The sequence below is a fragment of the Sphingomonadaceae bacterium OTU29LAMAA1 genome, from assembly GCA_024072375.1.
In the GTDB taxonomy this organism is placed as follows: domain Bacteria; phylum Pseudomonadota; class Alphaproteobacteria; order Sphingomonadales; family Sphingomonadaceae; genus Sphingomonas.
In genome coordinates, this window is the sequence record CP099617.1 from 3,029,220 (window position 1) to 3,049,947 (window position 20,728).

27 protein-coding genes are annotated in these 20,728 nt (G+C 62.8%); 13 read left to right on the top strand and 14 right to left on the bottom strand.

Features of this window, described 5'->3' with window-relative positions:
• Window positions 1–42: 42 nt before the first annotated feature.
• Window positions 43–933 (bottom strand): EamA family transporter, encoded by an 891-nt coding sequence (locus tag NF699_14700; protein USU04279.1) that lies wholly within the window; start codon window positions 931–933, stop codon window positions 43–45.
• Between the two features lie 106 nt (window positions 934–1,039).
• Here NF699_14700 and NF699_14705 point away from each other — a divergent pair, with 106 nt between their 5' ends.
• Window positions 1,040–1,513 carry an Lrp/AsnC family transcriptional regulator gene (locus tag NF699_14705; GenBank protein USU04280.1) on the top strand — a complete coding sequence of 158 codons (474 nt, stop codon included), beginning with the start codon at window positions 1,040–1,042 and terminating at the stop codon, window positions 1,511–1,513.
• 143 nt (window positions 1,514–1,656) lie between these two features.
• Here the strand turns inward: NF699_14705 and NF699_14710 are convergent, their stop codons facing one another.
• Entirely contained in the window at window positions 1,657–2,055 is a 399-nt protein-coding gene (locus NF699_14710) for a helix-turn-helix transcriptional regulator (GenBank protein ID USU04281.1), read from the bottom strand.
• Between the two features lie 90 nt (window positions 2,056–2,145).
• Between NF699_14710 and NF699_14715 the strand changes: the two genes are divergently transcribed.
• Together NF699_14715 and NF699_14720 are read left to right on the top strand one after the other, a co-directional pair.
• On the top strand, window positions 2,146–2,868 hold the full coding sequence (locus NF699_14715; protein ID USU04282.1) for an SDR family oxidoreductase: 723 nt from the start codon (window positions 2,146–2,148) through the stop codon (window positions 2,866–2,868).
• A gap of 320 nt (window positions 2,869–3,188) precedes the next feature.
• Complete coding sequence (locus NF699_14720) at window positions 3,189–3,584, top strand: VOC family protein (GenBank protein ID USU04283.1); 396 nt, start codon at window positions 3,189–3,191, stop codon at window positions 3,582–3,584.
• A 117-nt stretch (window positions 3,585–3,701) separates the two neighbouring features.
• Here the strand turns inward: NF699_14720 and NF699_14725 are convergent, their stop codons facing one another.
• Complete coding sequence (locus NF699_14725) at window positions 3,702–3,917, bottom strand: SMR family transporter (protein USU04284.1); 216 nt, start codon at window positions 3,915–3,917, stop codon at window positions 3,702–3,704.
• A 120-nt stretch (window positions 3,918–4,037) separates the two neighbouring features.
• Here NF699_14725 and NF699_14730 point away from each other — a divergent pair, with 120 nt between their 5' ends.
• From NF699_14730 to NF699_14745, 4 genes are all read left to right on the top strand, one after another.
• Window positions 4,038–4,877, top strand: a complete 840-nt coding sequence (locus NF699_14730) for a GyrI-like domain-containing protein (protein ID USU04285.1) — start codon at window positions 4,038–4,040, stop codon at window positions 4,875–4,877.
• A complete protein-coding gene (locus NF699_14735) occupies window positions 4,871–5,266 on the top strand; it encodes an ester cyclase (protein ID USU04286.1) in 396 nt (131 codons plus the stop codon). The genes NF699_14730 and NF699_14735 overlap by 7 nt, the downstream gene beginning before the upstream one ends.
• Before the next feature lie 333 nt (window positions 5,267–5,599).
• The gene (locus NF699_14740) at window positions 5,600–6,916 is read left to right on the top strand and encodes a cation:proton antiporter (GenBank protein ID USU04287.1); all 1,317 of its coding nucleotides are present in this window, start codon (window positions 5,600–5,602) and stop codon (window positions 6,914–6,916) included.
• 51 nt (window positions 6,917–6,967) lie between these two features.
• A complete protein-coding gene (locus NF699_14745; GenBank protein USU04288.1) occupies window positions 6,968–7,558 on the top strand; it encodes a PH domain-containing protein in 591 nt (196 codons plus the stop codon).
• Here the strand turns inward: NF699_14745 and NF699_14750 are convergent.
• Entirely contained in the window at window positions 7,551–7,808 is a 258-nt protein-coding gene (locus NF699_14750) for a hypothetical protein (protein ID USU04289.1), read from the bottom strand. The genes NF699_14745 and NF699_14750 overlap by 8 nt on opposite strands.
• A gap of 94 nt (window positions 7,809–7,902) precedes the next feature.
• Here NF699_14750 and umuD point away from each other — a divergent pair, with 94 nt between their 5' ends.
• A complete protein-coding gene (gene umuD, locus NF699_14755; GenBank protein ID USU04290.1) occupies window positions 7,903–8,352 on the top strand; it encodes a translesion error-prone DNA polymerase V autoproteolytic subunit in 450 nt (149 codons plus the stop codon).
• Window positions 8,349–9,617 (top strand): Y-family DNA polymerase, encoded by a 1,269-nt coding sequence (locus NF699_14760; protein ID USU04291.1) that lies wholly within the window; start codon window positions 8,349–8,351, stop codon window positions 9,615–9,617. The genes umuD and NF699_14760 overlap by 4 nt, the downstream gene beginning before the upstream one ends.
• A gap of 292 nt (window positions 9,618–9,909) precedes the next feature.
• Here NF699_14760 and NF699_14765 read toward each other — a convergent pair whose 3' ends face one another.
• Both NF699_14765 and NF699_14770 read right to left on the bottom strand, forming a co-directional pair.
• A complete protein-coding gene (locus NF699_14765; GenBank protein ID USU04292.1) occupies window positions 9,910–10,152 on the bottom strand; it encodes a hypothetical protein in 243 nt (80 codons plus the stop codon).
• A gap of 593 nt (window positions 10,153–10,745) precedes the next feature.
• Window positions 10,746–11,114 carry a hypothetical protein gene (locus NF699_14770; GenBank protein ID USU04293.1) on the bottom strand — a complete coding sequence of 123 codons (369 nt, stop codon included), beginning with the start codon at window positions 11,112–11,114 and terminating at the stop codon, window positions 10,746–10,748.
• Between the two features lie 209 nt (window positions 11,115–11,323).
• On the opposite strand from NF699_14770, the gene NF699_14775 reads away from it, so the two are divergent.
• The 3 genes from NF699_14775 (at window position 11,324) to NF699_14785 (ending at window position 12,486) form a co-directional block, all read left to right on the top strand.
• The gene (locus NF699_14775; protein USU04294.1) at window positions 11,324–11,554 is read left to right on the top strand and encodes a hypothetical protein; all 231 of its coding nucleotides are present in this window, start codon (window positions 11,324–11,326) and stop codon (window positions 11,552–11,554) included.
• Window positions 11,555–11,590: 36 nt separating this feature from the next.
• Entirely contained in the window at window positions 11,591–12,202 is a 612-nt protein-coding gene (locus NF699_14780; GenBank protein ID USU07113.1) for an SOS response-associated peptidase family protein, read from the top strand.
• 104 nt (window positions 12,203–12,306) lie between these two features.
• Complete coding sequence (locus tag NF699_14785; protein ID USU04295.1) at window positions 12,307–12,486, top strand: hypothetical protein; 180 nt, start codon at window positions 12,307–12,309, stop codon at window positions 12,484–12,486.
• A gap of 20 nt (window positions 12,487–12,506) precedes the next feature.
• On the opposite strand, the gene NF699_14790 is transcribed toward NF699_14785, so the two are convergent.
• From NF699_14790 to NF699_14810, 5 genes are all read right to left on the bottom strand, one after another.
• Complete coding sequence (locus NF699_14790) at window positions 12,507–12,902, bottom strand: hypothetical protein (protein USU04296.1); 396 nt, start codon at window positions 12,900–12,902, stop codon at window positions 12,507–12,509.
• A gap of 116 nt (window positions 12,903–13,018) precedes the next feature.
• Window positions 13,019–13,261 (bottom strand): hypothetical protein, encoded by a 243-nt coding sequence (locus tag NF699_14795; GenBank protein ID USU04297.1) that lies wholly within the window; start codon window positions 13,259–13,261, stop codon window positions 13,019–13,021.
• 173 nt (window positions 13,262–13,434) lie between these two features.
• Complete coding sequence (locus NF699_14800) at window positions 13,435–13,911, bottom strand: hypothetical protein (GenBank protein ID USU04298.1); 477 nt, start codon at window positions 13,909–13,911, stop codon at window positions 13,435–13,437.
• Window positions 13,912–14,059: 148 nt separating this feature from the next.
• Window positions 14,060–14,278: a hypothetical protein gene (locus tag NF699_14805; protein ID USU04299.1), complete on the bottom strand. Its 219-nt coding sequence runs from the start codon at window positions 14,276–14,278 to the stop codon at window positions 14,060–14,062.
• Between the two features lie 166 nt (window positions 14,279–14,444).
• A complete protein-coding gene (locus NF699_14810; GenBank protein USU04300.1) occupies window positions 14,445–15,140 on the bottom strand; it encodes a Crp/Fnr family transcriptional regulator in 696 nt (231 codons plus the stop codon).
• Window positions 15,141–15,733: 593 nt separating this feature from the next.
• Here NF699_14810 and NF699_14815 point away from each other — a divergent pair.
• Window positions 15,734–16,393 carry an IS6 family transposase gene (locus tag NF699_14815; GenBank protein USU04301.1) on the top strand — a complete coding sequence of 220 codons (660 nt, stop codon included), beginning with the start codon at window positions 15,734–15,736 and terminating at the stop codon, window positions 16,391–16,393.
• 363 nt (window positions 16,394–16,756) lie between these two features.
• Here the strand turns inward: NF699_14815 and NF699_14820 are convergent, their stop codons facing one another.
• The 3 genes from NF699_14820 to NF699_14830 form a co-directional block, all read right to left on the bottom strand.
• A complete protein-coding gene (locus NF699_14820; protein ID USU04302.1) occupies window positions 16,757–17,518 on the bottom strand; it encodes an SDR family oxidoreductase in 762 nt (253 codons plus the stop codon).
• 81 nt (window positions 17,519–17,599) lie between these two features.
• A complete protein-coding gene (locus tag NF699_14825; GenBank protein USU04303.1) occupies window positions 17,600–18,685 on the bottom strand; it encodes a catalase family protein in 1,086 nt (361 codons plus the stop codon).
• 11 nt (window positions 18,686–18,696) lie between these two features.
• Window positions 18,697–20,727, bottom strand: coding sequence for an alpha/beta fold hydrolase (locus tag NF699_14830; protein USU04304.1), 2,031 nt, complete (start codon window positions 20,725–20,727; stop codon window positions 18,697–18,699).
• Window position 20,728 lies beyond the last annotated feature (1 nt).

Here is a 20,728-nt window from a genome sequence, read left to right on the forward strand (position 1 = left end):
GGTCGTCCTGTCGCGTCAGCCGGTGCCCGCCAGCAACGCTGGTCAGATCTGTAGTTGAACGGTGCCGCGACGAGCGGTCATCGCCGCGCCGATTGAGGAGCATACGATCAGCCCGATCGCCAGCCACTGTCCGGTGCTCAGCACCTCGCCGAGCAGCGTCAGGCCCATCAGCGCACCGACCGCCGGTTCGGCGCTCATCAGCGTGCCGAACGTATTCGACGGCAGCCGCCGGAGCGCGATCATCTCCATGCCATAGGGGATGGCGCTCGACAGGATGCCGACGACGAGCCCCAGGGCGAGCACCTCTGGACGGAGCAGAGCGGTACCGGCTTCCGCGATGCCGACCGGCGCCGCGACCAGAGCTGCGACGATCATGCCACCAGCGGCCGCGGCCGGGCCGTGCGCCTCGCTCGCGCGCTTGCCGATCAGAATGTACAGAGCCCAGCACGCACCGGCGAATAGCGCCAGCACGATCCCGCGCCAGTCCAGCGAAGCCGAACCGCTCCATAGGGGAAGCAGCAGTGTCAGGCCGGCCACGGCCAAGCCGATCCAGACGAAGTCGATCCGACGTCGCGAGGTGAAAACGGCGACCGCAAGTGGGCCGGTGAACTCAATCGCGATGGCGACACCGAGCGGAATGTATGTGAGCGCGTTGTAGAAGCTGAGGTTCATCGCCCCAAGCACGACGCCGTAGCCGACCAGCGGCCGCCAGCCGGCGTTGAGGCGCAGGCGCCACGGCCGCAGGATGATCGACAGGACCAGCGCACCGACGATCAGGCGGATCGCGGTCGCGCCGTCGGCACCGACGATCGGGAACAGGCGCTTGGCAAACGACGCGCCACAGGTGACGGACACGAGGGACAGGACGAGAGCGCCGAGCGCCGGATAGTCAGTGGTCGAGGAAGTATGCGGCGTGCGAAGGGCAGGGGTCATGGTTGTTCTCGGAATGGGATACTGCCGAGAAAGTACTGGCCGAACGAGATCGGCGTGGTTCGATTTGGCGCTGAACCGATAAAGTTTATCGGCTAGATGGCTCACGATGAGCAAGGCTATCGCCCTCGACGCGTTCGACCGGAAGCTGCTGGAACGCCTGCAGGTCGACGCGCAGACACCCATTCCCGTTCTCGCCGACGAGATCGGGCTGTCCGCGCCGGCCTGCTATCGACGCATACGGCGCCTGCGTGACACCGGCGCGATCAACCGGGAAGTGGCGGTCGTCCACCCTCGCACCCTCGGTTGGCCGCTGTCGATGCTCGTGCTGGTCACGATGGAACGCGAGAACGCGCGCACGGTCGACGAGATGATGCGGATGCTGAAGAACGTTCCCGAAGTGATCGAGGCCTGGAACGTCACCGGCGATCACGACTTCGTCGTCCGGATGCTGGCGCGCGACATGGAGAGCTACGACGAACTGGTACGCGAATTGTTCGCCGCGGACGATCGCGTGCGCAGCTTCAAGACGCTCGTCGTTATCCGCCAGGTCAAGGATGCAAGCCCCGTTCCCGTCGCATAGGCAGCGCGCTGATCAGCCAGTCCGGGGCTTGGAGTCACATCCGCAAGGTTGTGCAGCTTTTCGCCAGCTGAGCCTGAGCAGCAAGCTGAACAAGAGTCCGCTTTCGAGCGGGGCACTGAGGCTGCTGAGCGACCGTTTCTGGGTCAACGTACCGACGAGGCCCGCGATTCGTCGTATGCGGTCACTGCCTCCGCCATCGCCTGCTCCTGATCCAGTGCCCACGAACAGAGCGCTTCGAAGGGTTCACGAAGCGAATGGCCTAGCGGGGTGATCGTATAGACGACGCCGATCGGAGTGGTCGGGATCACAGCGCGCGTGATCAGTCCATGACGTTCTAGGCGCTTCAGTGCATCGGCGAGCGACTTGTGTGTGATGCCGTCAAGCCGCCGCTTAATTTCATTGAATCGCGCCGGTTGAGGGCACAGCACGGTCAGGATCATGATCGTCCATTTATCGGCGATCTTTTCCAGCACGGGGCGGATGCGAGGCACGTCCATCATCGCCTTACACGACAGGGCCTGCAGGTCGGTATCGCTTGCCATATCTACGCTACTCCAAGTGCGTTCTTGATAGCAGATATGCTTCGTATATCTGGTTCGCCACCTCGAACGTAAGGGCTGAAGATGGCAAGGATGGCAGGCAAGGTCGCGCTGGTGGTCGGTGGAGCGAAGGGGATTGGTCTTGCGACCGCCCGCGGGCTCGCGAAGGAAGGGGCTAGGGTCCTTCTGACCGGACGTCAGTCATACGAGGTCGCTGCTGCGGTTGAGAGCATCGGTCCATCGGCGCACGGCATCGAAGCCGACGCGGCGTCCCAAGGCGATCTTGAGCGGGTCGTGGCCGAGGCCAAGCGTCTGCATGGTCGCATTGACGCGCTGGTGCTGAACGCTGGACTGTCGGAGCCGGCTACGATCGTCGAGGAGACCGGCGAGCATTTCGACCGGCACTTCGCCGTCAACGTGCGCGGCGCGCTATTTGGAATCCAGGCGGCGCTGCCCGTGCTGAGCGACGGAGCATCGGTGGTGCTGGTCGGCTCGATCGCCGACGTGATGGGCGTGACTCCGTTCAGTACCTACGGAGCGACCAAGGCGGCGCTGCGCTCTTATGCGCGCAGCTGGGCGGCCGAACTCGCGCCGCGTCGCATCCGCGTCAATGTCGTCGCCCCGGGACCGACCGACACAGACATGATGGCCGCGGTATCCGCGGAGATGCGGCAGATGCTCATCGCGCCTATTCCACTCGGACGCATGGCACGCCCCGACGAGGTTGCGGCCGCTGCTGTCTTCCTCCTTAGCGACGAAGCCAGCTTTATCACCGGCGCCGAACTCTGCGTCGATGGAGGCATGCGACAGGTGTAGCCAGATGGACAGGCGGCGCCTGACGCGTGGATCAGCTATACCGCGCGATCAGCGTCGCCCGTCTGCAGTAGGCAGCCAGGTCGACCGATCTGTTCGGAAACGCTGAGGAAGCACATCTTGCCCTCCTGAACGATGACCAGAGTTGGGCGGCGAGGAACAAGCCGCGAGTGTCTGGATCTGGGTCGCTGCCGCCTCGCGAGCCTCGGGTCTGATGACGCCGGATGGCGGTACCCAAGCCATGCCTGACATCGAGAATCGAAGGCACTATTGGATGACCGTGCGAGATGAAGCATCGTTGCCGAATGCCGCAGAGCCTCGCCATGACCGCCCTCCTCGTAAACAGCTACGACGAGGCCATCTCCTTCTTCGTTGGCCGCCTAGGTTTTACGTTGCGCCAAGACACGAAATTGGGGGAAGGCAAGAGGTGGGTGGTAGTCGCCCCGCCCGGCGGGACGGGCGGGCTGCTGCTTGCGGAGGCTGTTGGGCAGAGGCACCGATCGGCGGTTGGCGACCAGGGCGGCGGTCGAGTGTTCCTGTTCCTTGAGACAGACGACTTCTTTCGCGACTACCTTGCCTACACCGAGCGCGGCGTTCGTTTCGTCGAGCCGCCCCGCCGCGAGGCCTATGGCATCGTCGCCGTATTCGAGGACCTGTATGGGAACAGGTGGGACCTGATCGAGCCCGCCGCCGCGCCGCACCGTCAGCATCACGTATGATGCTCATGAATGAATCGCCGAAGGTCGGGCACGCTCTCAGCGCTTCGACTGACTGCGACTGGATCATTGGTCTGCAGAGGGACTAGCAGGTTGAACCGGTATATGGGTGCGATCCGCTCAATGTCCGAACTTCAGCGCCACGACTCCGGCGACGATCAGGCCGACACCCAAGAAGCGCATGATCGAGGTCGGATCATTGTAGATTAGCAAACCGACCAGGAAGGTGCCCGCGGCGCCGATACCGGTCCAAACGGCATAGGTAGTGCCGATCGGGATCGACTTTTGCGCCGTCCAAAGAAGGAACCCGCTCGCGGCCATGAAGGCGATGGCCACTAGGATGCCGGTGATGCGGTTAGCTAAAAGGAAGCCCAGCCTTCCGAAACCGCAAGATCGGGACCGTCAACGCTGCGGCAGTGAGCTACCCTCGTCCAACTCTGTTTGAAGGTAGTGAAGATGAACGGCTGGATCGCGCGAATGGAGAATGCTCTGGCGGTGCTGGCGTCCCGGCTGGACGACCCGCCATCGCTGGAAGAACTGGCCGGCGCGGCGAACGTGTCGCCGTTCCATTTCCACCGCATCTGGCGGGCGATGACCGGCGAGACGGTCGCCCGCACCATCGCACGGCTACGGATAGCCGACGCGCAGCAGCGCCTGGCCGAACCCAATGCCTCGATCACGTCGGTGGCGATGGACACCGGATTTGGCACCTCGCAGAGCTTCGCGCGAGCGTTTCGCCGGGTGGCAGGCATGTCTCCGACCGAGTTTCTGTCGAACGGCACCGGGCGCATCATCGTGGCGACCGCGGAGGAAGCACCTTTGCGCATCGAACTTCGCGACCGCGGCGAATTGGTGACGCTTCGCAAAGAGGGTGGCGCGTATCGCGAACTGAACGAACTCTTCTGGCGGCTGTGGTCTTGGGCCGAAGGCGCGGACAAGCTCGACGGTTTGGAGGGCATCTACGGCATCCCGCGCGATGATCCGGTCAGCACCGACGAGCATCGTCTTCGCTATGACGCCTGTCTCGCCTTCACCGACCCCGGCACGCCTCCTGCCGAATTCGCGCGCATCACGCTGCCGGCCGGCGACTATGCGACGCTGCGGCATCACGGCAGCTATGACGGGCTGGAAGCGTCGAACCAGCGCGCGATCGAAGCGGTGCTGGCATCGGGGCGCGACCCGGCCGACTTCCCCCTGTTCCACCACTTCCTCGACGATCCCGACGGAGTCGCGCCCGAGGCGCTGCGCACCGACATCTTAATCCGACTCGTTTCGGTGGAGTCGCGGTCATGCTAATCCTCGCGATGCTGCTGGCAGTCGCGACGCCGCCGACACCGCGCGCGGTGGTGATCGCGATGTTCGAGGCCTTCAACCGCCACGACGCGGCGGCCATTGCGAGGCTGTATGCCGCAGACGCGCGGCTTGCCTCGTCCGACTTCTGTGCCGCCCGTGGCAGGAACGATGTGGTACGAACCTACACGGCGCTGTTCGCAGCCTATCCGGACATCCGCGACCGGATCGATGTGATGATCGTCGAAAGGGATCGCGTTGCCGTGCGGTTCGTGGCGACGAGCCGCACGGGCGGGCTGACGATGCCGGTGCAGGCCATGATCCGGGTGCGGGACGGGCTGATCGTGGAAGACGACGCGGTGTTCGATGCCGGTGGTGAACCTTGCCAGCCATAACCGCCCGCTGCCGCCATGCCGGTGGTTCCAGGAACGCCTGTCCGTTCCCGAGCTTCGATCCTTCTTGGGAAAACTGGCGAGGTAGCGCGCAGGGGTGGCCTCAGCACCTCCTCCGCTGCGAACATGAACGGATGGCAGAAAGTGGGGAGCCGAAAAGATGCTGCTAATGACGGGATGTGGGTCTGGAACGACCGTAGGTGTTTAGTGCTGCCATCATGGTGAACCATCCAACCGATGTTCGCCTTTGGCCGCCGCTTTCCAATGCTCGACGCGGGCCAGCGCCGTCCCGGGAGACTGATGGGCCCGCAGTGCGACAAAGGCCGTTAAGGGCTGATGCCATTCGACATTTCGCCCGATCCTTACATTCTTGTCATGACCGGCGCAGGGTTGCTCATCGCGCTGGTCGCCTGGCTGCCGCTGGCGTTGAAGCGGCTTCCCTTGTCCCTGCCGATCGTTTGCATCGCGATCGGCGCGGGCATATTCCTGCTGCCGCAAGTCACGCTCCGTCCACTTCCCGTCCGCTACCCAGAGGTGACGGAGCGTTTCGCCGAGTTCGTGGTCATCATCGCGCTCATGGGTGCCGGGCTGAAGATCGACCGGGTGTTCGGCTGGCGGCGCTGGTCCATCACCTGGCGACTGCTGGTGATCACGATGCCCCTCGGCATCTTGGCCATCACGTTCCTGACGATGTGGACGCTCGGTTTGCCACTGGCGATCGCGCTGCTGCTGGCGGCCAGCCTGGCGCCAACCGATCCCGTCCTCGCCGCGGACGTGCAGGTCGGACCGCCGAAGACCGGCGACGAGGACGAGGTTCGGTTTGGCCTGACATCGGAAGCCGGCCTGAACGACGGTGCCGCATTCCCGTTCGTACACCTCGCCATCATGCTTGCAGTCGCCATTCCGGCAGGAAAACCGTGGCTTGGCGAGTGGCTGACCTATCGCGTGCTGTGGGAGATTGCGGGTGGGATCGCCGGCGGCTGGATCGTCGGCAGGGTGTTCGGCTGGCTGACGTTCCACGTGCCGGCGGAGACCAAGCTGGCACGGACCGGTGACGGGCTGATCGCGCTGTCGGCGACGTTCGTGTCCTATGGCGTCACTGAGATACTGCACGTCTACGGCTTCCTAGCTGTGTTCGTCACCGCGTTGACGGTTCGGCACACGCACCGCGAGCACGAGTTCCAGGCGGACATGCATGCGATCACCGAGCAGATTGAACGCCTCGCCATGATGGTGCTGCTAATCCTGTTCGGTGGTGCGCTGGTCAGCGGTCTGCTTGCACCTGTCACGTGGATCGACGGCGCCATCGCGCTCGTCATCCTGCTGATCGTGCGCCCGCTGACCGGATGGGCCGGACTGCTCGGCCACCCGGCCGACCGCGGCGAGAAGATGACGCTCGCCTTCTTCGGCATCCGCGGCGTCGGATCGATCTACTACCTGGCGTACGGCATCAACCACATGAAGGTGGGTGACGCTGAACGGCTGTGGGGGATCGTCGGACTGGTCGTGCTGTTCTCGATCCTGCTGCATGGCCTGACCGTGACCCCGATCATGCGTTCGCTCGATAAGCGCAGGGGCGTTGATCCGGACGCGGAGGCGACGCCGCCCCCCGGCTTGCAGGGGCCGGCCGATCAGGTAACGGCAAAGGGGTAGTGGGGCCAGTCGCGAGCGTTATACAGGGGTCTGAATCAGGGAGGGGGACCCATGATGGCCGAGGCCGAAGTTTACCGCGGAGCTCAGGCGGTGGTCGCCAGGGGAGAGTTCAGTCCCAAGCTGCGCATTTACATGCTGGCCTATTGGACGCTGACCCTGGTCTGCTCCGTCATCGGCATCGTCCTGCTGCCGATCTGGCTGGTCGTCGGCCCTAGCTGGATACGGCGATACCATGCCAGTCTGCGCTGCGACCTGACCGAACGAAACGTCGTCATCGGCAAGGGTCTGCTGTTCCGGAAGGAGCTGACCATCCCGCTGGACAAGATCCAGGACATCTCGATCCGGGAAGGGCCTCTCCTGACCGCATTCGGTCTCCTGCAGTTGAGGATTGAGACCGCCGGGCAGAGCAACACGGGAACGGGCAAATCCGATGCCGACCTGATGGGCTTGATCGATGCACGAGCACTGCGCGACCGCATCCTCGCCGCTCGCCACGGGCTGACCGCGTCGGTTCCGTTACCCGCCGATGCCAGTCCGGACCGGCAGCTTGCAACTGAGATCCGCGACACGCTGTTGCGGATCGAGGCCGCAATCAAGGATCAATCGCTACAAGGCACCGGCACCCCACCCTCTGCTATGTGACGCTTCCAATCACAGTTCGCTCCGCGTCGTCATCCCCAAGTGACGAGTTGCTGTGGTCGATCTTGGTCGCCCGAACGATAACTGCCGTCGACAGCAGGATGGACGATACCAGCCCGCCGATCGCCAGCAGGCCGGATGAGTTGATCGTCACGTCCGCCCGGAGCGCCGATCGTCGGCCGATCTTCAGCTTTATGCGGGCGCGATGCCGATGTTCATGACGTGAGCGAGCGGTGTGTTCCTCGAGGTGCATGGCCGTTCTAACGCTGATCGCCTGACCCTGTTCAGCGTCCTGCGACGAAGCGCATCAGATTCACTGTTCCTCTTTCGTTCTGACGGGCGTTACAATGCGCGCGACCGAGGGAATTGAAATGAACACGCTGCGGCTGCACGAAATACCGTACGAACTGGTGCCGCGCGAGGTGCCGTTCTTCCTGTGCCGCACACCCGCCGGCTTTCCGTCGCCTGCCCAGGACGACATGGAAGAGCCGATCGACCTTGGCGCTTGGCTCGTCGAGCATCCCGCCGCCAGCTACATCATGCGGGTGGACGGTCAATCGATGGCCGGCGCCGGGATCAACGACGGTGACCTGATCGTCGTGAACCGCGCGAAGACGCCGCGCTCCGGTGCCATCGTGGTGGCGCTGGTCCACAGCGATCGAACGCTGAAGCGCCTGCGACACATGGACGGCCGGCATTGGCTCATCCCGGAGGCGGAAGGCTATTCGCACATCCTCGTCGACGAGCATGTGGAGATCTGGGGCGTTGTGGTCGGCGTCGCCCGCAAAATGGCATGACCACGCCGATCGCGCTGATCGACTGCAACAACTACTACGTCTCCTGCGAGCGGGCGTTCGACGCCAGCCTCGTCGGCGTACCGGTGATCGTCCTGTCCAACAACGACGGCTGTGCCATCGCCCGATCGGCCGAGGCGAAAGCGCTCGGCATCAAGATGGGCGACCCGATCCACCACCTGCGCGACAAGGTGCGGCAGCATCGCATCCGTGTCCTGTCGTCGAACTACACCCTGTACGGCGATATGCAACGCCGGGTGATCGCCGCGTGTGAGGCGTTCGCCCGCGACTTCGAGATCTATTCGATCGACGAGACCTTCCTCGACCTCGCCGGCTTCGAGGATCGCGATCTGGTCGCCCACGCGCACGAGATGCGGGATCAGGTGCGGCAGTGGACAACGATCCCGACCTGCGTGGGGATCGCCGAAACCAAGACCTTGGCGAAGCTCGCCAACGCCGCCGCCAAGAAGAACCCGGCCTTCAACGGCGTCGCCGATTTGCGCGACGAGGGAGTGCGGCACGACGTGATGCACGCCTTTCCCGTCGCGGACGTGTGGGGCGTTGGCGGTGCCACGGCCCGCAAGCTGACCGACCTCGGCATCACCACCGCCGGCACTCTCCGCGACATGCCGATGAAGCAGGCGCGTGCGGTCGGCACGGTGGTGCTGGAACGGCTCGTCGCTGAGCTGCGCGGCGTCCCGTCGGCCGCCGTCGAGATGGTGGCTCCCCAGAGGAAGGGCATGGCCGTAACGCGATCGTTCGGGACGCCGGTGACCACGTTCGACGGGCTGATGGGTGCGCTCAGCCAATACGCCCTGCGCGCCGGCGAGAAGCTCCGGCAGCACGGCGTTGTCGCTGCCAGGCTGACGGCCTTCTTCCACACCAACCGCCATAAGCCAGACCGGCCGCAATACGCCGGATCGCGCACGGTGACCTTGCACCCGATGACGAATGACAGCCTTGAACTGATCGCCGCCGCCCGTCGTGGCGCTGAACGGGCATGGCGAGACGGTTACGCTTACACGAAGGCCGGCATCATGCTGGATGACCTGATCGCCGCCGACATGCGTCCTCGGACGTTGTTCGAAGACGACACCGGCAAGCGTGATCGGCTGATGAGCGCGCTCGACGAGATCAACGGCAGGTTCGGCAAGTGGACTGCGGTGACGACGTCGCAGGGGTTCCGACGCGAATGGAAGCTCCGGTCGCAGATGCGGTCGCCAGCGTGGACGACCAGCATCGCTGAGGTGCCTACGGTGAAAGCATAAGCGAACCAGATGCCACCATCGGCTCGCTGCCCACGGGACAAGGAACTGCATTATCTGCTGGCCCGCAATCGCAGCCGCGCCATCATGGTGGCCACGTTTTCCGGTGTTCGTCGCAGCGCATCCGCAATTATGTGCACCGACTCAGCGGCTGCGTGCCGCGTGCGCAAGGCCGTGATGTCAGTCTGGGTCCAGCGTTGATGGGTTATCAAGTTGAGCAACCTCGATCAGAACAGCGACAGGTATTTTCATCCGTTCTGGAACGGAAGGATGAGCCGCGGCGATCAGGCAGGGATCAGGTGTTGCGCACCCACCTTGAGCGTGTGACCGCACCCACCACCATCCGATCCTTGAAGATGCGACGCATACGCTCGGCGTCAGCTCCATTCATAAACACAACACGCGTACCGCCCGAGAAGATGGTCTCGATCGCGCTGATCGGGGCGTTGTTGTCCTCCGCTGCAATCTTAACCTCAGTCTCTGTTGCGGTGACATTCAGGGCTCGTGACATCGGTGTTTCCAATTCATTGTCTTGCACGTTGTGTTGCGATGTAGAGGCTGACCTATAGCGATCATGATCTACGCATTATCAGTGCTCAGCTGGACGATGATTTGGCTGCCGCTGCCGTGCTCAAAAGGCACTCGCTCGTGTTGACCGGCTGCTGTCTCTAGGCAGACTATTGCCTGCTCAATATTTCCATAAACATCCAGCAGGCCCTGCCACTCTCTAGAGTCGACATCGACATATAACAATTCTGCGTCCTGACGTGCACAGAATCGCATTACGCCGCCGACCGGCCATCGGTCGTCTGCATTTCGGTATCTGGTGACGGCGCCCGGCATCCAGTGGCCGTGCGCCCTATTTCATCACGAGTCGAATCCCCGGACACTTTAGGCATTGCGGCAGGTTAAGGCGCCGTGATTGCTGATCCACTTCTGCGCGCCGCATATGATGCAGGCATGAAGACCGGCAGGACGACGTCAGGGCTGCCAGCCGAATGTCCGTTCAGTCGCGGCGAAGGGCTCGCCGAGCGGTTCGCATGGCTTTCCGGCTTCAGCGTTGCCAGACTATCTACAAAGCCACGGTAATTATGCTTTTGCTCGCGGACGGCTATTCGCCAGCTATAAACATCACTGAACCGCCTTCAGGGCCTCTTCGTGGTATGTGTTCATCCGCTTCATGGCTGCATCGGTCGACGCTATGATTTCGCCATCAACGTCTATCATACCCTCTGCCGACAAGTGCTTGATCCACCGATCTCCAACGGCCTTGTTCTTAGATGTTAAGTTAACCGCATTATCGACGTACATCGGTTGGTGCCGCAAAGCGGCAATGTACATATGAAGCATCATGTCCCAGGCATATTCGTCGAAGATGTCGGCAGGGAAGTGACCGTAGCGGAGCGCACGTAGAGCGACTTGCGTCTTTGCAAGATCGAGGCAGCTTCCAAACGACGCCATATTTCGCCCCAGATCAATACGATTGCGGATAGGAGCCAAGTGGCAGGAGGTATACAAACCCCGGTCGCGGCACCAGTGCAATGCCACATGGAGATGCGGATGACGAGCCAATTGGATGCAGGGCATTTGCTCGCATTGCTCGACGAAGCGCTCATCGAAGCGGATCGCCTGGGGCATACGCTGGCGGCTGCGCTGATCGCCGAATACATTTTCGCGGTCAATTAAAGACCACCGCCGGGAGCAATATATTGACCGAAGGTTCCGAGATCAGCACCGTTGAGCGCGCTTTCCAGCTAGCTCGTGCGGGTCCCTGCCACTCTGTGAACGATATTCGCGAGCAGCTGCTGAGGGAGGGCTACCCAAACGTCTTGAGCCACGTCTCGGGTATGAGCATCAAGAAGCAGCTGAACACGATCCTGGCTGCTCGTGGTGCTGCCCAAAGCTCCGCCAATGACGACGATGACGATCTCGAAGCATGATCTGCTAAGGCTAACCGCACGTGCAACCGAGCCCGCCTGTCGAGCGAACCCGAGACACTGTTCGAACGCTTCGGTGCGAGCTGGGCACAGGACGTAGTCCGGCCGAACAAGGATCAGGTTGAGCTGTTCCCGAACCCCGGCAAGGCGTTCGTCGTCCGCGAAGAGAGCGGCCGCCGCGCCGTCGACCTCATGCTGTGGGATGTCCTCGGCGGGGGCGCTGCGTGGCCTATGACCAACGTCCGCAATCTGGGCCTGCCGCAGTGGCGGCGACTGGCTGCCGAGCCGCACAATCGATGCCTCGTGCCGCTGACCGAGTTCTGCGAATGGACGCCCGACAAGCACAAGGTGGGTGAAGGCCGGCCTATCAAAGGTGAGATGTGGTTCGACGTGCCGGAGCAGCCGGTGTTCGCCGTCGCCGGGTTCTGGCAGCAGACCGCGAAGGGCGCAGGGTTCACGATGGTCACGTGCGATCCGAATGAGCTGGTCGCCCCGATTCACCCCAAGGCGATGATCACCATTCTGCATGAGGCGGATTGGGATCGATGGCTCCACGGCAGCTACGACGATGTGGTGGCGCTTCAGCAGCCGTACCCGTCCGACAAGATGACGGTGCGGGGACCGATGTTTCCGACCCGCAGCAAGGCCTAGCTTTTCGGACACGACGTTATCTCGTTCATTGTCGATCCCACCCATGCTAGGGCTTAGGCACACGGCGGAGCGAACCTCGGTCCCGCCATTCCATTGAGATCACCATGGCTAATGCCAAAGACGTCGCGACCGCGGTTCAGGCCGCGCTCGATGAGATCGGTGTGACTGGAACGCTCGACGTCACCAAGGATGGCAAGGACGTCACCAAGACGATCGGCAAGCCGGGTGGTGACGACGTCCACGTCACCGTGGATGTTGAGGATGCAGACGATCGCGATGTCTGACGCCGCGATCGCCGTCTAGCTCACCGCTGCGAGAGACGATCCAGCGGCAGCGAGTGCCCGGCGGGGGTCGATCCGGTAAGCTGCGGATCAAGTTCACCGGCCTTGATTGCCGCTTCGAAGGCGTCGAGCACCGCCGGAAGCTGTTCCACCTGCCAGAACGTGACGGCCTGTCCGCCAATCACCATCTGCTGGCCATCCGGACGGGTAGGTGTGAATGCCACGCGCCCAGCGTCATCGGCAGAGAGCCACTGGCCGCCGGCCTGCGTGGACTGTTTCACGTCAAACGCGGTGCGAGCCTGATGCAGCTTATCGAGCAACGCGGACCGCTCTGTATTCGGGTCGATCGGATCAGCTGCGACCGCAGCAACAGAACCGACAGCGCTGGCAGCACCATCAACGACATCTTTCAGTGACATATCCTGGCTCCGTCTCCGCGCGCATGATCGCACTGGGAAGGCTCAAGCGGACAGAACGATGCGTAGTTCCCGCATCATACGGCTAGTCGCTGATTCTGGTGGGCCTCCAGCCTGAGCTATCGCCCTTCCACTGCTGGTGGCCTGTCGGTCTGCGCCTCCGGACTATCTTCCTTATCGAACGAACCAACTGGCTGCGCCGCATTCAATCTGATGCGCCCGGCACTGAACCCGTCAAGCCAGCGCTGCCTGAGCGGCATCTGGTCGACATCAAACGGGCAATCCCCAGCAGTGGACGGCAGGTGCTGTCCATTGTTCTCGCCGTCCGCAAACGCGACTTCAGCGGGATCGTCATCTTGCATAAGTGCCTAACGCTTGGCGGCAGAATAGTTCATCGGTGGCGCTTGTCGCTCTGCCGGCGGGAGTGACGAGCAACCGGGCAGAGCGTTGCGCAACAATGACGACGGAGTTGACCTAGAGCAACGTGTCAGCAGAGGCGACGCGGGCGTTCGATCCCATTCCGGCACGGTCTCGATCAAGCCGGACTCTTCACCTTCGTGTACGGAACGAACTGCCCTAGCGACACGAAGCCCCGCGGGAAGCGAGAGCCGCGGTCGATCAATCGAACGGTATCGATGCTGCACAGCTGCGAGCCGAAAGTTCGCGTGAACAGAATGTCGTCGTCGCGCAGCGACTCGGCGCCCGAACGAGGTTCGTTGACGTACAGCCGACTGCCATCCCGGTAGAGGATCGCCCTACCATCGATGATCTGGGTCGAGTTGACGCTGGACAGCGTGATGCAGTTCGTCGGCTTGCCAGCCACACGTCCGACCAACGCCTTCTGCAACTGGATCTCCGCGGTGTCGCGATGAGCAGCAACGGCGGGCGTCGCGAGGGCAACCGCCGCTATGAGCAATGAGACGCCCCACTTCCAGAGGAGGTTTGATAAACGCAAAGCGAGGACAATTCCTGATGAATGGCGTGGCAATGACGCCGTACGGGACGGGGCCATCTTTGCCGCTGTTATGTCCGGCATCGGGTGGAAAGCCGACGTGTGATACTGGGGCAAACGCGCCAGTCTAAGTGCTTCTCTGCGTGGGCAGCTTGGGCGATACGCGGGGCCCTGGCCTGCGAGAACCGCTAACGCCGCGTAGTGTATTTCAAGGCTTTTGATGCGCATCTCGCCAGTCCAGCCACCATTGAAAGCTGGATGGCGTAGGATCACAAACCGCGACGAGCTCATCAATCATATCACGCAGCTCCTCCACCATGAGGTCGATATATGCGCGAAAGGATGGCTCGAGCGTTTCTCCCTTGAGCTCGTCGATCGCGCGGATCTGGAGCGCGAGATTTGCGAGCTGGCGATCAACGTCCGGCATGGCGTTCCCCGCGTGAGTGGCCCGAAGGACCGAGCTCACCTTTGGTATCCTGTCCGTAGAGGTCGTACATGTGGGTATCGTCCGGCTTCTCGGTGGGTACTAAGCTCTCGAAAGTGGCGGATTTTCGTGCGCACGGCGGAGGAATTCTCCGCCGCGTCCGGAACTGCTAGCCAAAGTTCCGCTGTCGGGGCAGGTCACTGCACAGTCTCAGCCTGTCCAGATCCACGATGGTCACGTAGGGGCTGGTGCGCGTTATCAGACCGTCTGTGACAAGCCGCTGCAGAGTCCGGTTCACATGAACAGAGGTGAGGCCGATTGCATCGCCAATATCCTCCTGGGTTAAAGGGAGGTCGATCGTAAAATTCATCGCGTGTGGCTTACAGCCAAGTCGGACCGCGAGATTTGCAAAAAATGCGGCCAGTCGCGACGTTGCTCCCGTTCGCCCGATTGACGTAAGCTGCGTCTTGATAGCTGCCGTCCTCTCGACGCTGATGCGCAGGATCGAAACCGCAAGCGCGCCATCTATAGCGATAGCATTGCGAACATGTTCGATGTCGATGCGCCGGAGCATGGTCTTGCTGATCGCGCTAAGAGTTTCGGAAATCTCAGTCTTAAAGAGGTCATCGACGCCTATTAGGTCGCCGGGCAGGTAGAGCGCAGTTATTTGCCGGCTTCCGCTCGACAATACCGCAGATCCAGCGACCCAACCACTGACCACGTGAAACAGGAATTTAGCGGGCTGTCCTTCTAGCTGGATGAGCCTGTTACGCCGATAGTCTACTAAGGTAGCTGGCACATCGTTTATGCCGCGCAGGTGGTCGACGGATGCGGTCGCTCCCCCGGGAGCTGGTTGCTCGTCCATTCCCCCCCCTTCCAGCGATCAATGCGCAAGAGAGAGGTACAGGGTGGCTGACTTAATTCAACAACATACCAAACATCACATTTCCCCTGTCTGCGGCCGCAGCTGCCCGTCCAGATCGCGCTACGCGCCCGGCTCTTCCAAGTCTGGGCGAACGAACTGGATGGACTAATCGAGGATGTTGCTCAGCAACGTGCCGCCTGACAGTACGGTGGCGCTGTTTGTAAGGTGCCTATGAACATAGACGACGAAATTGCGAGCGCGCGGGAACGGCTCGCGGATGTCAAGCGAGAGACGGATGTGATTCGCGCGGCCGTTCAAAGCCAGCGGGAGGCGCTACAAGTCCATCTCGCCGAGATGGCGGACTTGCGTGGTAGCCTCCAAGCGACCCGCGAGGAGTTGGCGCGCACCCGAGCGAGGGGGGCGGGGGGCAAAAGTAGGGCGGGTGAGAAGCAGGACACGGCGTAGTGTCGCCGTGCGGGCTCCGTCAAACCAAATGCACCGGGTGTCCTGATGCGCTGAACGGAGTAAGGCGGGGGCATGCCCGCGCCCGCAAGCCAGCCTCGCCGTTTCGCTGTTTCAACTCCTCGCCGGAGGTGATCCGGCTGGTGGTGCTGATGTACGTGCGCTTTCCGCTGAGCTTGCGGAATGTGGAGGATCTGCTGTTCGAGCGCGGGATCGACATCTGCCACGAGACGGTCAGGCTGTGGGGGAACAGGTTTGGTCCGCTGTTCGCAGGCGACATTCGCCTTCAGCGGGTCAGCCGCATGCGGGGGTTCCGCCACTGGCGATGGCACCCCGAAGAGATGTATGTGAAGCTGAACGGCGAGATGGTCTACCTGTGGCGAGCGGTCGAACATGAGGGTGAGGTGTTGGAAAGCTACGTCACCAAAACGCGGGACAAGGCTGCTGCGCTTACTTTCATGAAGAAGGCGCTCAAGCGGCACGGTTCACCCGACGGCATCACGACGGATGGCTTGCGCAGCTACGGCGCCGCGATGAACGAGCTGGGCAATCGCGAGAAGCAGGAGGTGGGACGCTGGGCCAACAACCGGGTGGAGAACTCGCACCTGCCGTTCCGACAACGAGAGCGGGCAATGCTCAGGTTCCGGCAGATGAAGACGCTGCAGAAGTTCGCCTCTGTTCACGCCAACGTCCACAACCACTTCAACCTGGAACGCCACCTCATCGACCGACAAACTTACCGGGAAAGACGCTCCGCCGCCCTGGCGGAGTGGCAGGTGCTCGCCAGCTAAGCTGCTACCTTCAAAGACCCGGGTGCATCGTCTGGAGAGCAGTGCGCATTAGACTGACAGCACCTGCGGGAGGGGTCTGCTCACGTCGGCTATATGCACATAGACGCATGATAGCGGCCTGACGACAATGGCCACAATCTAAGCCCGTCCAGCGTCTGCTGGCTCGCCAATGCGATCCACATATTCACATGAACGAATGGCTGGCTTCGGGTCTGGTCGTGAGGTCGCTGAATGACTGAAAGTGGGTCAAATTGCTGCGACGTGACTCCATTGGCATGAGCAATTTGCCCGTGATGAATCTGGCACCAGCGGCACGGTCCAATCCTGAATAGTGGGCGGGCGCAAGGGCCCGCCTCACATTCATTAAGACAGCGGCGGTTGCCCGTTTGACGCGGTCAGCCCGCCATCAACCGGCAGATTCACGCCCGTCACGTAATGCGCATCGTCGCTCGCCAAGAACGCGATCGCCCCCGAGATATCGGCGGGCTGGGCACCGCGGCCCATCGGAATACGCTCTTCGAACTTGGCAATCAGCTCAGGCTGTTTCTTCATGCCCGCGGTCAGCGCAGTGTAGGTGAGCGACGGATTGACCGCGTTGACGCGGACGCCGTGCTTCGCCTCGTCCATTGCCAGCGCGCGGGTAAAGTTGCTGACCGCCCCCTTCGCCGCGCAGTAGAAGCTGTGGTTCCAGTCGCCACCCAGGCCCGACACTGACGACACGTTGACGATGCAGCCCTTGGATTGCCGCAGGTGCGCGATCGCCGCGCGGCTCATGTGGACGACACCATAGAGATCGGTTTCGATCACCTTGGTGAATTCAGAGAAGTCGCCCTCGTCGACTTTGCCCAGATGATCGACGCCGGCGTCGTTGACCAGCACGTCGATCCGACTGAAGCGATCGATCGCAGCCTGGACGAGAGCTTCACATGCCGCGCGGTCCGACACGTCGATCTCGCGGGTTTCGACTGTGCCGTGCAGCTCGCCCGCCAGCTTGTCGAGCGCGGCCTTGTCGATGTCGCCTAACACCAGCGTTGCGCCTTCCTCAGCGAAGCGGCGCGCGGCGCCTTCACCGATCCCCGAGGCGGCACCGGTGATGACGATGACCTTGTTGGAAAAGCGCGCCATTACGCATTCTCCGCCTGAACGTCGTGCTTGCCTTCGAACTTCATGATTGTCCTTTCACTATCGTCAGCACTGGCGTTCAGCTTAGGCTGGAATGTCCCGGATGTCGGCGGTGTTCGCGGCGGCAATGCCGTTCTCTCGGTGGCGGAAGTCGCTGAGCGCCTGGTAGACCTGCATGCGCGCGCGCATCACGCCGCCGAGCGGGCGATGCACTTCCAGACTGTGGGCCGGGCGGAACGTCATCACCTCGTCGAAGTAGCGGACGCGGTCGGGACCATAGGCTGACTGCCGCGGCAGTCGGATCGTGGCGACGGTGCGATACGGGCTTTCGCTCGTCGGCCAGTCGACGGAGGTGTCCTCGATGGGCTGCGTCTCGGCATCGGTCCACAGCTGCGCCCGAAGCTCGAACGCCGCATCGTTGCCCTCGAAATAATCCACCGCGGCATGGCGGAAGCCATCCTCGTCCTGATGAGGGTCGAGCTGCCAATCGGCGAGTGCCTTTTGCTCGGCTGCAACGGGAAACGCCCCGATCTTGGCGACATGGTCGCCGAAGCGCACCGGGCATTGGCTGAAATATTCCTCGACCAGCGGGTGGCTGAAGGGATGGCCGTAGAAGTCCAGCGTCGGACTTGGACCCGCGCCGACGGCGTTCAGCACCTTGTTGATGTTGCGAGCGACGGAAGCGGCCGCGCTTTTCACCCCCTCAGGCATCGGAACCGTCAGGCCGATCTTCTTGGCCTGGGAAAGGAAGCCGGCGGCGGTCCCCGCCGGAAAGGTCGTGCCGCTGGCAAGGACGAAGTCCTGCGTTGGCGCATCATGGCCGGGCAGCTTCGCGCCCTCGACGCCGAACACCTTGATAGACATGCCGCGATGGGTCGAGACGCGATCGCCGAGCTTCTCACCGGGTCCTTGCGCGAAGCGGACGGCGACATCGAACGTGCCAGGTTCCGCGAACAGGCCCTGTGCGAGCTCGGGCGGCAATCCGGGCGCGACGATGAGCTTGCCGATCACGCACGCCGTGCTCTTGGCGTGGCTCGCCCGCACCGCGTGCCCGTCGCGCTTCTCGACCGTCTGGCTCTCCTGGGTCATGCCCTGGATGATGCCGTCGGTGCTCTCCTGTTCGTCGGGCTCTCGTGTTTCGACATCGGGCGAATAGCGAAGATAGGTCATGGGATGTCCGATCACTTGGCGGGAGCGAAGGAGAACAGCTGCGTCTTGATCGACGGCGGTGCGCCGGGCGTGAACCAGTTGGTGTCCTGTATATGGCTGGCGGTGACGTACATCGTCCCGTCGCGCCCTTCCGAGAAGGTGTCGGGCCAACGCAGCCGGCGATCGGTCAGCACTGTCTCAACGGTCGCTCCGTTCAGACGCTTGATCGCATAGTCAGTGGGCGAGGTCAGGTAGAGCACGCCTGCCTTACTCATCCACAGACCATCAGCGACGTGGGTCTGCGCGACCGTCTTCACCGCTGCCGCCCTATCGGCCTCGCTGACGTCTGATCGCAGCTTCGCGGTGTCGATCGAATAGAGCGTCTTTCCGGTCAGCGCCTGATAGAAGAGCGTCTTGCCGTCCTTGGAGATGGCGATGCCATCGGCGGCGAAGGCGGGCTGCCGGCCATCGGGGCGGACCAACGGCTTGCCGTCGAGCGTAACCTTCACCGTCTTGTCGATCTGCGTCGAGGCGTGCCCATCGAGCGCGCGGTGGCTCTTGCCGCTTTCCAGGTCGACGACGATGATCGCGCCGCGCGTGCCGCTGTCGGTGATGTAGCCGGTCTTGCCGTCGGGCGAGAAGCGGATGTCATTGAGATACGTGCCCTGCAGCGCGACGTCGCCGGGAACCAGGATCGTCTTCGTCACCGTGTTCGACGCCAGATCGATGCGGACGAGCTTGGGCGCGCCTTCGAGGATCTTCTCGTTCCCCGGCGCGCCGGGATCGAGCACCCAGAGATTGCCGTGACCATCGGGCACGATCGACTGCACGCAGACGAAATATTCACCGACCGGCAGTTCGTTGGCGCGGGCGTTGCGCCAGCTGTTCCACTTGGCGTCGGGATAGGGGCGTAAGGATCCGTCCTTCATCACTTCGGCGACGGAGATAGGCGCGTCGTCGGTCCAGCGGGGGAAGTTGACGAAGCGCCGTCCATCCTCGGTCACCGCCACGCCGGTCGCCTGATGATCGAACTGCGCCACCTGCGTCAGCTGTGCGCTGCGTCCCTGGGCATGGGCAACGCCGGCTGCGGCAGCGGCGACCAAGCCGATGGCGGCAATCCCGGCGGCATAGGGGGCGGCTTTCTTCATGGACAGGTTCCTATCGGTGACATCGGTGAGCACGGCGGGATTGCCGGCGAAGAGGGTAAGGAGGTGGCGCACCACCGCTTGCGGGTTCTCCCGCTGCGGGAAGTGGCCGACCCCGGTCATGGTGATGCGCGCGAACGGCCCGGCGAATTTCGCTCGCACGTCCTTCGCGGTCGAGGGAGGGTTCACGCCGTCGGCATCGCCGTGGATGTAGAGCGTCGGCAGCGACAACGTCTTGGTCGCCTTGACCTTGTTCTCCAGCCAGGCGCTTCGTGGATCGGGTTCCGCTTCGCCCCAGCGTGCGCGATAGCTGTGGAGCGTCACGTCGACCCAGTCGGAATTGTCGAACGACCGGGCGACACGGTCGAACGTCGCCTCGTCGAACCATCCCGGTGGCGACCAGTTGACCCAATGCAGATGGGTGAACCCGCGCCAGTCCGCACGTACCGCCTCCGCCCCGCGCGCGGTTGCCATGAACCAGTGATACCATTGCCGCTGGGTCTGCTCGAACGGCGGCGTAGGCATGCCGCCGAGCCGGGGCGGGGTCGACAGCATGGCCATCCGCTCTACCCGATCGGGCCACCCTACGGCCAAGGCCTCGGCGGTGTTCGATCCCCAATCGTGCCCGGCGACCATGAAGCGGTCGATGCCGAGCGTGTCGAGCAGCGCGATCATATCGATCGCGAGCATCGCGCTGTTGCCGGTTCGCGAGGTATCGTCGTTGAGAAAACGCGTGGCGCCGAACCCACGCAACGTCGGGACGATGACGCGGAACCCTTCCGCGGCCAGTGTGGGCGCCACCTGATCCCACGTCGAAGCGTCATCCGGCCAGCCATGGAGGAGGAGCACCGGCTGTCCCTCCTCCGCGCCGTGAATCGACACCTCCATGTTGAGGTCGCCGGCGGTAATCATCGGCATT